8 protein-coding genes are annotated in these 13602 nt (G+C 36.8%); 7 read left to right on the top strand and 1 reads right to left on the bottom strand.

The annotated features are described in order from the left end of the window. Positions 1-34 precede the first annotated feature (34 nt). Positions 35-877, bottom strand: coding sequence for an AraC family transcriptional regulator (locus B0M43_RS18975; protein WP_065448416.1), 843 nt, complete (start codon positions 875-877; stop codon positions 35-37). 137 nt (positions 878-1014) lie between these two features. Here B0M43_RS18975 and B0M43_RS18970 point away from each other — a divergent pair, with 137 nt between their 5' ends. The 7 genes from B0M43_RS18970 to B0M43_RS18940 all read left to right on the top strand — a co-directional run bounded on the left by B0M43_RS18970 (position 1015) and on the right by B0M43_RS18940 (position 13574). Next, positions 1015-1929: a dihydrodipicolinate synthase family protein gene (locus B0M43_RS18970; RefSeq protein WP_065448417.1), complete on the top strand. Its 915-nt coding sequence runs from the start codon at positions 1015-1017 to the stop codon at positions 1927-1929. Positions 1930-1949: 20 nt separating this feature from the next. Then, positions 1950-3518 (top strand): aldehyde dehydrogenase (NADP(+)), encoded by a 1569-nt coding sequence (locus B0M43_RS18965; protein WP_078007744.1) that lies wholly within the window; start codon positions 1950-1952, stop codon positions 3516-3518. Positions 3519-3521: 3 nt separating this feature from the next. Beyond that, entirely contained in the window at positions 3522-4532 is a 1011-nt protein-coding gene (locus B0M43_RS18960) for a 4-hydroxyproline epimerase (RefSeq protein WP_065448419.1), read from the top strand. A 78-nt stretch (positions 4533-4610) separates the two neighbouring features. Beyond that, positions 4611-5846 carry an FAD-binding oxidoreductase gene (locus B0M43_RS18955; protein WP_078007743.1) on the top strand — a complete coding sequence of 412 codons (1236 nt, stop codon included), beginning with the start codon at positions 4611-4613 and terminating at the stop codon, positions 5844-5846. A gap of 624 nt (positions 5847-6470) precedes the next feature. Continuing rightward, positions 6471-7886: an APC family permease gene (locus B0M43_RS18950; RefSeq protein ID WP_078007742.1), complete on the top strand. Its 1416-nt coding sequence runs from the start codon at positions 6471-6473 to the stop codon at positions 7884-7886. A 364-nt stretch (positions 7887-8250) separates the two neighbouring features. Beyond that, positions 8251-10500 carry a S9 family peptidase gene (locus B0M43_RS18945; RefSeq protein ID WP_078007741.1) on the top strand — a complete coding sequence of 750 codons (2250 nt, stop codon included), beginning with the start codon at positions 8251-8253 and terminating at the stop codon, positions 10498-10500. Between the two features lie 23 nt (positions 10501-10523). Beyond that, positions 10524-13574, top strand: coding sequence for a beta-L-arabinofuranosidase domain-containing protein (locus B0M43_RS18940; protein WP_078007740.1), 3051 nt, complete (start codon positions 10524-10526; stop codon positions 13572-13574). Positions 13575-13602: the final 28 nt, after the last annotated feature.

The following is a 13602-nucleotide window of genomic DNA, read 5'->3' as shown; positions in this document are numbered from 1 at the left end:
CGATTAAAAAAATCTGCGAGAAACTAAAAAAAACTTAAAACTGCGCACGATAATGCGAAGGCGAAATTCCTTTCAATTCCTTAAACTTTCTGTTGAAATTAGCAATATCCTGAAAACCGCAAAGTTCAGAAATCGAAGCAATCGAAAGATCTTTTTTGTTGTGAAGTAATTTACAGGCATTCTCAATTCTGATTTCAATCAAAAACTGAAAAAAAGTTTTGTTGGTGCGTTTTTTAAAATAACGGCAAAAAGCATTTTTACTCATATTCGCTTTTTCTGCCACTTCATCTAAAGTAATATTCTGATGGTAATATTCTATGGCATATTCAAAAACAGCACTCATTCTGCGGCCTTCATCATCAGTATATTTCTTTTTGTAAACAAACGAAGAAAGAGGCGTTTTTTCTGAAGAGATAATGATATTTATAATTTTTAGGAAAGAAGCAATACGCTGAATTTTATTCTGTTTTTTTAGCTTATTAAAATGATGTGTAATTTTCTTTTGATTCGAAAGTATTTTCATGCCGTACTCAGAATCCTTAAAAAAATCATCTACAGAACTCATATCATTTAGACTAAAAAAATCTTTACCAAAAGAAGTTTTCGTAAAAAACAAAGTCAGCATTACTGATTCCGGACTTGCCTCTACATTACTTCTAAAAACATGAGGAACATTCTCACCAATTACTAAAATATCGTCTTCCTTATAATCATTTATAGAATCCCCTACAATCAAAGTTCCCGAACCTTTTGCAATATAACTGATCTGAATTTCTTCATGTTGGTGCAATTGGTCATAGAAAACACGCTCAATATCTTCCTGATAAATGAGAGCTTCTCTTTCGGTTTTGGGTATTTTAAAAGGTAGAATTTTCAACGTTTTGTTTTTAGATATGTAAATATTAACAAAAAAAACAGATTATGCAACAGATATGGTAATATAGTATTGATAAAGGCTAATAATGACACAGGAGCTCTTTTCTTTAAGCTTTATTTTTGATAAAAATTAAGAATATGAAAATAAAATGGGATGGCGTAATGCCAGCTGTAACGACAAAGTTTACAGCAGAAGGTCAACTGGACCTCGTAATGTTCGAGAAGAATATTAAAGCACAAATTGATGCTGGAGTGAATGGAATCATACTTGGCGGAACTCTTGGAGAAGCAAGTACATTGACTAAAGAAGAAAAAGAGGTTTTAATAAACAACACACTAAGAATTGTCGAAGGAAAAATTCCGGTTATTGTAAATATCGCCGAGCAAACGACCAGCGAAGCCATTACTTTGGCAAAACGTGCCGAAGAATTAGGTGTAAATGGTTTAATGCTTTTGCCGCCAATGCGTTACAAAGCAACAGATCATGAAACAGTAGTTTATTTTAAGGAAATTGCTCAAAGTACATCATTACCTATTATGATTTACAATAATCCTGTAGATTATAAAATAGAGGTAACACTGGACATGTTCGAAGAACTTTTAAAACTCGAAAACATTCAGGCAGTAAAAGAATCTACCAGAGACATTAGCAATGTAACAAGAATCAGAAACCGTTTTGGAGACAGATTAAAAGTGCTTTGCGGAGTCGATACATTGGCACTCGAAAGTTTAGTGGCCGGAGCAGATGGTTGGGTTGCCGGATTAGTGGTAGCATATCCTGCAGAAACAGTGGCTATTTATAAATTGGTAAAAGCCGGAAAAGTAGATGAAGCTTTAGCAATTTACAGATGGTTTATGCCATTATTAGAGTTGGATATTTCTCCGCAATTGGTACAAAATATAAAATTGGCAGAAGTAGCAACAGGACTGGGAACAGAAAATGTAAGAGCACCAAGACTTCCGTTACAAGGCAAAGAAAGAGAGCGTGTTTTGTCGATAATTGATTCAGCAATGAAAAACAGACCTGTATTGCCGGCATATAAAAATATTTAATTAAAATTGAAAAGAAAGCGATGACTACAGGAAAAAATTATATTGGAGATGTGCTTTCCGCAAAAGGTAAAACGACCTACAAAACAATAAACCCGGAACTAAATTCTGAGAATGAAACTGTTTTTTATGAAGCTGCAGCAGAAGAAATTTCACAGGCCGTAGCATTGGCAGAAGAAGCTTTTAAAACCTACGGAACAATTGCAGATGTAAAAAAAGCAGATTTTCTAGACGCTATTGCCGAAGAAATTGAAGCCCTTGGCGAAGATTTACTAACAACTTATGTTCAGGAATCAGGTCTTCCTGCCGGAAGAGCAAATGGCGAACGCGGCAGAACAACCGGACAACTTAGAGCATTTGCTACGATGTTGAGAGAAGGTTCCTGGATAGAAGCCATCATTAATAAAACAGAAGGTAAACCCGATATTCGAAGACAGCAAATCCCGATAGGGCCTGTAGTCGTTTTTGGAGCCAGTAATTTTCCGCTTGCGTTTTCTACTGCTGGCGGAGACACAGCCAGTGCATTAGCCGCGGGTTGTCCTGTGGTGGTAAAATCACATCCGCTTCATGCAGGAACAAGTGAATTAGTAGCTTCGGCAGTTATAAAAGCATCCAAAAGAACCGGAATGCCAAATGGTGTATTTTCGAACCTGAACAGCCACGGTATAGAAGTAGGTGTCTCTTTGGTCGAAAATCCATCCATAAAAGCAGTAGGTTTTACAGGAAGTATAAAAGGAGGCACGGCACTTTGCAAAATTGCAGCCAACCGAACTATTCCAATTCCGGTTTACGCAGAAATGGGAAGCATCAATCCTGTTCTGATTTTACCATCGGCATTACAAACAGATGCTGAAAAATGGGCTAAAAATTATGCTGCTTCAATTGTGGCTGGTACAGGACAATTTTGTACAAATCCGGGACTTATTTTAGGTATAAAAAGCGCCGGGTTAGATAATTTTATTACTATTTTAGCTTTAGAGACAGATAAAATAGACCCAACTTGCATGCTGCATCCCAATATAAAAAGCCAATACGAAAGCCTGAAATCAGAAGTACTTGGACAAGAAGGATATACGCAGCAAACCAGTTTAGAGAAAGTGGTAAAACCAAATTATGCATTGCAAAATATAATTACGGTTGATGGTGAAACTTTCTTAAAAAATAAAACATTTCACAAAGAAGTTTTCGGGCCTTTTTCTGTAGTTGTCAAATGTGATGACATTCAACAGCTTAATAAAATTATCTTCGATTTAGAAGGGCAATTGACCGGAACAGTTTTAAATTCCGATTTACAAGAATTCGACAATTTTAAGGAAGTAGTCGAAAACCTTAAAAATAAAGTGGGAAGATTAATTTATAATAATGTTCCAACAGGAGTTGAGGTTTGTTCCGGAATGACACACGGCGGACCTTTTCCTGCAAGTTCAGACAGTAAATTTACATCAGTTGGATTAACAGCGGTAAAAAGATGGGTTCGTCCGGTAACTTTTCAGGATTGGCCGGATCAATTATTACCAGACGGTTTACAGGACAAAAACCCGTTAAATATTACCAGAACCGTAAATGATATACTAACAAAGAACCCCATATAATTTATGCCAAGAAAAACCTTTTTTTGTGTAGATGCACATACGTGCGGAAATCCGGTACGAGTTGTCGCTGGTGGCGGGCCCAATTTGGTTGGAAACAACATGAGCGAAAAACGACAACATTTTTTAAAAGAGTACGACTGGATTCGTAAAGGACTTATGTTTGAACCCCGCGGTCACGACATGATGAGCGGCAGTATTTTGTATCCGCCAAGTAATCCTGAAAATGATTTCGGAATTTTATTTATCGAAACTTCAGGTTGTTTGCCCATGTGCGGTCACGGAACTATAGGAACGATAACCATTGCTATCGAAGAAGGTTTGGTTATTCCGAAAATTCCGGGAAAAATCAAAATGGAAGCACCTGCAGGTTTGGTTCAGATCGAATACCAGCAAACCGGCAAAAAAGTAGACTGGGTACGATTGACGAACGTAAAATCGTATTTGGCTGCCGAAGGTCTTACTATTGATTGTCCGGAATTGGGAGAAATTACTTTTGATGTTGCTTACGGCGGAAATTATTACGCTATTGTAGATCCGCAGCAGAATTTTTCAGGCGTTCAGGATTTTACCGCCGGAAAAATTGTGCAGTACAGTCAGGAAGTTCGTAAACGCATCAACGAGAAATATCCAAATCTTTTCATTCATCCAGAAAATGATACGATTCGGGATGTAAGCCATATGTTATGGACAGGAGATCCTATAGATCCAACTTCATCCGGACGTAACGCCGTTTTTTATGGAGACAAAGCCATCGATCGTTCGCCATGCGGTACCGGAACTTCGGCCAGAATCGCTCAGCTTCACGCCAAAGGCAAACTAAAAAAAGGAGAAGATTACATACACGAAAGTTTTATTGGAAGTAAATTTATTGGAAGAGTAGAAGAAGAAACTTCTATAGGAGATATCAAAGCCATAGTACCAAGTATTCAGGGCTGGGCAAAAGTTTACGGTTACAATAATATCATTATTGACGAAGATGACGATCCGTATGCTTTTGGTTTTCAGGTGATTTAAAAAAGAATGATAATGTAAAAAATTCATTGGTTTACAGAAAAACTTCTTTGCCAATGAATTTTTAAATTTAGAATACTAATGAAAAAAGTAAGTATAATTGGCGGAGGGATAATTGGCTTGTGTTCAGCTTATTATCTAGCCAAAGAAGGTTATGAAGTAGTTGTTTTTGATAAATCGGATATGAGCGACGGCTGTTCTTACGGAAATGCAGGAATGATTGTTCCATCGCATATAATTCCTTTGGCACAGCCCGGTATGATTGCGCAGGGAATAAAATGGATGTTTGACAGTCAGAGTCCATTTTATGTAAAACCCAGATTAAATATGGATTTAATGAAATGGGGATTACAATTCTACAAACACGCCAATTTAAAACACGTCGAAAAAGCAATGCCCGCACTTTGCGACTTATCGCTTTTAAGTAAAGACTTGTATCAGGATTTTGCCAAACAAAACAATTCCTTTTTTTATGAAGAAAAAGGACTTTTGATGCTCTTTAAAACTGAAAAAACAGGCGAAGAAATTCAACACGAAGGAATTTTGGCAGAAAAATTAGGATTACAAGTCGATTTCCTTTCAAAAGATGAAGTTTCGAAATTAGAAAAAGGAACCGCAACAAATATCATTGGAGGCGTTCATTATAAAAGTGATGCGCATGTATATCCTCAAAAATTCATGCAGTTCATCAAAGAAGAACTGAACCGGTTAAACGTAAAAATTCATTCACAAACCACCGTAAATGATTTTGTTTTAAAGAATAATACCGTTGCAGAAATTATCACAGATAAAGGCAATTTTACCACAGATGAGGTTGTTTTGGCAACAGGATCGTGGAGTCCGCATATCGCTAAAAAACTGAATGTTAATATTTCGATTTTACCAGGAAAAGGATATAGTTTTACATTAAAAGATCAAAATCACAAACCATCGATTCCAACCATTTTATGCGAAGGAAAAGTTGCTGTAACGCCTATGAATAATGATATTCGTTTTGGAGGAACTATGGAAATTACGCATACCAATGACACCAAAATCAATCAAAACAGACTTCAGGGAATCGTGAACTCGGTAAATGACTTTTATCCGGATTTAAAAATCGAAATGCCAAAAATAGAAGATACCTGGTTTGGTTTCAGACCTTGTACGCCTTCAGGAATGCCAATTATTGCAAGAGATAAAAAACTTAAAAATTTAACGCTGGTAACAGGACACGCCATGATGGGATTAAGTCTGGCGCCTGCAACAGGCAAAATAGTAGAAGAAATCATTTCAGGGAAAACTACTTCGGTAGATACACAAATGTTTCAGCTCTAAAAAATCAGCTTCACTTTCTAACCAAACTTGAAGCTGTTTTTTTTTATTTAAATAACGATTTTCATTTGTATTTAAAGTTTCCCGGGATATAAAGAATATAAATAGTTTGTTTCTCGCAGATTTAGCAGATTAGGCAGATTTATTCTTGAATTTATTAATGATCTGCTAATCTGCCAAATCTGCGAGAGAAAATTTCGCCATTAATTGTGAATTAATTTTCCAGCCCCAGCGGGGCGATATATTTATAGAAATGACACGACACGTTTCGTAAAACCACGAATGGTAATTTCATTAATTAATGAGGAAATCTTTAGAAAAAAATCAATATCCACAATGTTTGTCATTTCGGCCGAAGGGAGAAATCACACTCGGAACTCGACAAAGATTGACGATTTCTTTACGGAATTTCTAGTGTGATTTCTCCCTTCGGTCGAAATGACAAATTAGACGAAAATATTGTCATGAAGCCTAAAACTCTAGCCCCGATAGGAATGGAAATCCTTTAAAACTTAATGTTCATTATAACCCGCATCCTAAAATTCTAAATACAAACCACATTTAAAATTAGAAAAAAACAGATTGCCACATTCCTAAACAAAAAACAAACCAAAAAACAAGACCAAAATGACAGACAATAACCAGGAAGAATTTAAAAAAGAACTCGGGCTTCTAGACGGAACCATGCTTGTAGTAGGTTCTATGATTGGATCGGGAATATTTATTGTAAGTGCCGATATTGCCAGACAAGTAGGATCAACAGGATGGCTTATCTTAATATGGCTTATTTCAGGAATCATAACGATGATTGCTGCAGTAAGTTATGGAGAATTAAGCGCGATGTTTCCTAATGCCGGCGGGCAATATGTCTATCTTAAAGAAGCGTATAATAAACTCATAGCATTTTTATACGGCTGGAGCTTTTTTGCTGTTATCCAAACCGGAACAATTGCGGCGGTTGGCGTTGCATTTTCAAAGTTTACAGCCTATTTAATTCCTGCTGTCAGCGATGAAAATATTATTTATGAGTTGGGGAGTTTTAAGCTCAACGTAGCACAAATCGTTTCTATCGTAACCATTATTTTCCTTACTTATCTGAATACCCGCGGCGTAAAAAACAGTAAGATTCTACAAACGATTTTAACCATTATAAAAATAGTTTCCATTTCAGGATTAATCATTTTCGGATTTACATTAGCTGCCAAATCTTCTATCTGGAATATGAACTGGACAGATGCCTGGACGCCGCGTTCCTTTAATACCGAAACAGGTTCCTGGATGCCAATTGGTACAACAGCTTTAATTTCAGGAATTTCTGCCGCAATGGTTGGAACCTTATTTTCGAGTGATTCCTGGACAGGCGTAACCTTTATTGCAGGAGAAATAAAAAATCCAAAGAGAAATGTGGGTTTAAGTATGTTTCTGGGAACTTTAATTGTAACTATTATTTACGTTCTGGTTAACGTAATGTACGTAGCGGTTATTCCGCTTAGCGAAATTGCCGGAGCAAAATCGGATAGGGTTGCGGTTGTGGCGGCCGACTATATTTTTGGAGATATAGGAACGCTGATCATCGCCATTATGATTATGATTTCGACTTTTGCCTGTAATAACGGGTTGATTATGGCCGGAGCCAGAGTATATTATACAATGGCGACTGATGGTTTGTTCTTTAAAAAAGCAGCAATATTAAACCATTCCAGCGTTCCTGCTTGGGCACTTTGGGCACAATGTATCTGGGCATCTGTATTATGTCTTACCGGAAAATACGGGGATTTATTAGACTTCGTAATCATTATAGTGCTGATTTTCTACATTTTAACGATTTACGGAATTATACGTCTTCGCAAAAAAATGCCTGATGCAGTTCGCCCTTACAAAGCAATCGGATATCCTTTTTTACCATTGCTGTATATTGTAATTGCCTCGGCAGTTTGCGTGTCGTTATTGTTCAACAAATTCTCCACTTGTGGGTGGGGCGTTTTGATTATGTTAATAGGAATTCCAATCTATTATTTGATAAAAGAAAAAACGCCAAATTAATCTTTGACGTCCTAACAGGTTTTAAAAACCTGTCACGTCTATTAAAATAGAATCAGGTATTAATGTAGATGCATTAATATGCGCCTAACATTTTGCATATTAACAAACTTTGCGCAGACGCACTGCTGTGCGTCTCTACAATAGGTGTATTGAAATTTGTTTTGGCTTAAGCCAAAGAAAAAATAATTCGATTTACTTCATTTCACTTTTGAGGTTAAGAAATACTGTTTTTCAACACCTTACTTGCATTTAATAACTGATTTCCCTCACATTTTGGTTTCGATGGGTAATATAATATTAGTATTTGTTAATATTAACCCATAGATCTCAATAAATAATATATATTTTTATTAATATTTAAATTATGAGAACAACTGGTAAAAAAATAAGTGTATTTTTAACACTTTCGTATTGTTTAATAGCTCAGGCTCAGGGAACTTTAAAAGAGTACAAGAGAGCTAACGCTGTAGATTCTTTATTCAAAAATAAAGTAATTAATACTCCAAAAGAGTTTCATTGGGTAGGAAATGACTATGTATGGTATAGCAATAACCTATTAAAAGGAAAAGAATTTCTTTTGGTAGATACCAAACAGCACAAACAACAACAGGCTTTTGATCATCATAAATTAGCACAGTCATTATCAAAAATAGCGGGGAAAGAAATAAACGCCAAAGACCTGCCAATTGAAAATTTAGAGTTTGACAAAACCTTGTCTACAGTAACTTTTACAGCAGATACAATCAAAATCTCTTGTAATTTAAGTACTTACGAATTAAAGAAATTAGGTGCGTATAAAAAGCCTTTAAGAACAAATGAGTATTGGGGCGGAAACTTTGATGAATTGGGCAATAAACCTGTAGGTTCTCCGGATTCTTTACATACGGCATTCATTAAAAATTACAATTTATATATTAAAAACAAAAAAACAAATGTAGAAACCCAGTTGAGTTATGATGGCTCAAAAGGTTTTTATTATTCATCATATTTACAGTGGTCGCCAAATAGTGCCGAAATCATGGCCTATAAAGTGAGACCCGGCGAAGAACACAAAATTTATTTTGTAGAATCGAGTCCAAAAGATCAGTTTCAGCCCAAATTACAAACCAGGGATTATTTAAAACCAGGCGATCAATTACCATTTAAAAGTCCGCAATTGTTTGTAGTGTCTTCAAAAAAACAAATTCCGGTAGCGACTGATTTATTTCAGGAACAATATGGTCTTTCAGGGTTTGAATGGAAAGAAGATAATAGCAGTTTTACCTTCGAATACAATCAAAGAGGACACCAGGTATATCGGGTTTTAGAAGTAAATGCGACAACTGGAAAAGTGAAAGTTATTATAGAAGAAACGAGTCCAACTTTTATAGATTACAGCGGAAAAAGATACCGTTTTGATATTAAAAAAAGCAACGAAATTGTTTGGGCTTCGGAACGTGACGGATGGAATCATTTGTATTTATACGACGCTCTTACTGGTAAAGTAAAAAATCAAATAACAAAAGGTAACTGGCCAGTTAGAGAAGTAATTAAAGTAGATGAAGAAAAGAAACAAATTTATTTTACCGCAAGCGGATTAGACAAAGATCAGGATCCGTATTTATTACAATTTTGCCGAATAGATTTTAATGGAAAAAACTTCACAAGATTAACAACAGAAAACGGCAATCATAAAGTTACTTTTTCGCCGGATTACAAATATTATGTCGATCAGTATTCGCGTGTAGATTTCGCACCGGTTACAGTTTTAAAAAGTGTCGATACGCAGAAAGTTATTACCGAAATGCAAAAAGCTGATATTACCGAATTGCAGAAAACAGGCTGGACGGCACCAGAAGTTTTTACAGCCAAAGGAAGAGACGGAAAAACAGATATTTGGGGAGTGATTGTTCGTCCAACTACTTTTGACCCTAATCGTAAATATCCCATTATCGAATACATTTATGCAGGTCCGCACGATTCATTTGTACCTAAAAATTTCCAGCCTTATTACTGGGCAATGTCGTCATTGGCAGAATTAGGATTTATTGTGGTTCAGATTGACGGAATGGGAACTTCAAATCGTTCAAAAGCTTTTCATGATGTTTGCTGGAAAAATTTAAAAGACGGAGGTTTCCCCGACAGAAAACTCTGGATGAAAGCCGCTGCCGCCAAATATCCTTACATGAATATTGATAAAGTAGGAATTCACGGTACATCGGCCGGAGGACAAAATGCAGGAGCAGCCTTGGTATTTAATTCTGATTTTTATGATGTAGCCGTAGCATCTTGTGGCTGTCACGATAATAGAATGGATAAAATGTGGTGGAATGAACAATGGATGGGATATCCCGTAGGACCAGAATATGAAGCTTGCTCGAATACAGCAAATGCTGCACAACTAAACGGTAATCTGATGTTGATTCTGGGAGAGTTAGACGATAATGTCGACCCGGCATCAACCATGCAATTTGCAAACGCACTGATAAAAGCCAATAAAAATTTTGAATTAGTAACCGTTCCGGGAATGGGACATTCGGCCGGAGGCGATTATGGCGAACGCAAACGCAGAGACTATTTTGTGCAGCATTTATTAGGTGTTACACCACCGGAGTGGAGCGAAGTTTATAAGTAAAAAAAGTTTAAAAGATTTAGATTATGAAAAGATACAGGCTATTTATTTGTGTATTGTTAAGTTTTTGGGCATCTTGTTCAACAACGTTAATGGCACAAGGAGGCGATCAGATTTTAGACGGAATTGGGGAGACAGGATTGATAGCGCGCTATATATTTGACGGAAATGCAAAAGACTGGTCAAGAAATAATTTACACGGTAAGATTTCGGAATCACAAGCCAAATTTGTAAATGACGAACAGTTTGGCAAAGTACTCTCTTTACCGTCAGATGCTAAAGCTTTTGTAACACTTCCGGGTGACGCATTGGTAGGAGAAGAATCTGTAAGTATAACAGGCTGGATTTTCCTGCGATCTGCACAAAAAGGACAAATATTTTTTGATTTTGGAAAAAGTGCCAATGCTCATTTTTTTGCTGAACCAATAGCAACTAACGGAGGATTTCAGACTGAAATAAATAGTGGGGCAGGAGCAAAATACAAAGCAAATGCAACAGCTCTGGAAAAAGACAAATGGTATCATGTGGCAGTTGTGATCAATATTCCATCTAAATCTATTACCACTTTCGTGAATGGAGTACAGGTAAGCGAAACTAAAAATGTAGCACTCAATTTAGATCAGATTTTTGATAATAAATCAGGAGATAAAAATGTGCTTTATATTGGTAAATCAATAACATCAGAAAGTGCTTCTCTGAATGCTAAACTACATGATTTTAGAATTTACAGAATTCCTTTAAATGACAAACAAGTTGCCAGAATCTATCATAATTCTTTAAAAGAAGAGCAGGAAGAAGAAACAGGAGAAGAACAGGCTAAAGATCTTCCGTCGTTTCCTAAAACAAGTCCGCAACTTTACAATCAGTATTTAACCAGCGTTTCAGATATTTCGGTAACAACCGGAGTTGGATATCTGCCGCGATTGCCAAGTTATATCAAAGGAATTTACAAAGATGGCGTTCAGGGACCGGAAGTGCGCGTAATCTGGCCGGCACCAACAGACAATAATCAGGTTTTAAAAACCGGGCAATATACTGTAACAGGAATCATTCCCGGAACCGATTTAAAACCAAAAGCTCTTGTAAAAGTAATTACAGCACAAGAAGCTGTAACACCACAACGTAAACTAGAAGTATTTCATCTCGATCAGGTGTCTTTGAATAATGATCTTGACGGAAACCAGACAAAATTTATAGAGAACCGCGATAAATTCATCACAACACTTTCCACCACAGATCCTGATTCTTTTTTATACATGTTTCGCAATGCTTTTGGACAAGCACAGCCAACAGGAGCAGAACCACTTGGAGTTTGGGACACGCAAGAAACGAAATTACGCGGACATGCAACCGGACATTACTTAACTGCCATTGCTCAGGCATATGCAAGTACAGGTTATGATAAAACGCTTCAGGCCAATTTTAAGGATAAAATGGAGTACATGGTCAATACATTGTACGATTTAGAACAGCTTTCAGGAAAACCAAAGGAAGCCGGAGGTAAATCTGTGTCAGATCCTACGGAAGTTCCTTTTGGTCCTGGAAAAACAAGTTACGATTCAGATTTGAGTCCGGAAGGTATTCGTACTGATTATTGGAATTGGGGTAAAGGTTTCATTAGTGCCTATCCGCCGGATCAGTTTATTATGCTCGAAAACGGAGCAACTTACGGAGGACAAAAAACTCAAATTTGGGCACCTTATTATACTTTGCATAAAATCCTAGCCGGTTTAATGGATGTTTACGAAGTAAGCGGCAACGAAAAAGCACTTGAAACAGCCAAAGGTATGGGAGACTGGGTGTATGCCCGTATGAAAAAAATACCTACCGAAACGCTTATTAGCATGTGGAACCGATATATCGCTGGAGAATTTGGCGGAATGAACGAAGCCATGGCAAGATTGTACAGAATAACCAAAGATCCTCATTATCTGGAAGTAGCTCAATTATTCGATAATATCAAAGTGTTTTATGGCGATGCAAAACATTCACACGGACTGGCAAAAAATGTAGATACTTTCCGCGGATTACATGCCAATCAGCACATTCCTCAAATTATGGGAGCGCTCGAAATGTACCGCGATTCTAATACGCCGGAATATTACAACGTTGCAGATAACTTTTGGTACAAAACCGTAAACGATTATATGTATACGATTGGGGGAGTTGCCGGAGCAAGAAATCCTGCCAATGCAGAATGTTTTATAAGCCAGCCTGCTACGATTTACGAAAATGGTTTTTCATCAGGAGGTCAAAATGAGACTTGTGCGACTTATAATATGCTGAAACTAACTGGTGATTTGTTCCTTTATGATCAGCGCGCAGAATATATGGATTATTACGAGCGTGGTCTTTACAATCATATTCTGGCTTCTGTAGCACAAGATAGTCCTGCCAATACGTATCACGTACCGTTAAGACCGGGTTCAGTAAAACAGTTTGGAAATGCCCATATGACGGGTTTTACTTGTTGCAACGGAACTGCAATCGAAAGTAATACAAAATTTCAGAATTCGATTTATTTTAAAAGCGCAGACACCAATACATTGTATGTTAATCTTTATGTAGCATCTACTTTAGAATGGACAGAAAAAAAGGTAACCATGGTACAAACAACAGATTTTCCTAATGAAGATTTTACTCGATTGACCATCAAAGGAAATGGCAAATTTGACATAAAAGTTCGTGTACCGCATTGGGCAACCAAAGGATTTTTTGTGAAGATAAATGGTAAAGAGGAAAAGATAAAAGCACAGCCGGGAAGCTATCTTACCTTAAAACGAAAATGGAAAGACGGAGATACAGTTGAATTACGCATGCCATTTCAGTTTCATTTAGAATCGGTAATGGATCAGCAAAATATCGCAAGTTTATTTTACGGACCAATATTGCTTGCCGCGCAGGAACCGGAACCAAGAAAAGACTGGCGTAAAGTAACATTAGACGTAAAAGATATCAGCAAATCTATACAGGGCGATCCTAAGAAATTAGAGTTTACTATCGACGGAATTGTGTACAAACCATTTTACGAAAGCTACGGCCGCCATTCGGTTTATCTGGATGTTACGCTGAAATAGTTTATTAAAAAAAGCTAAAAAATAATGC

Source organism: Flavobacterium sp. KBS0721 (assembly GCF_002007065.3).
Classification (GTDB): domain Bacteria; phylum Bacteroidota; class Bacteroidia; order Flavobacteriales; family Flavobacteriaceae; genus Flavobacterium; species Flavobacterium piscis.
Note: the sequence above shows the minus strand (reverse complement) of the source record. Positions and strands in the feature narration are given on the sequence as shown.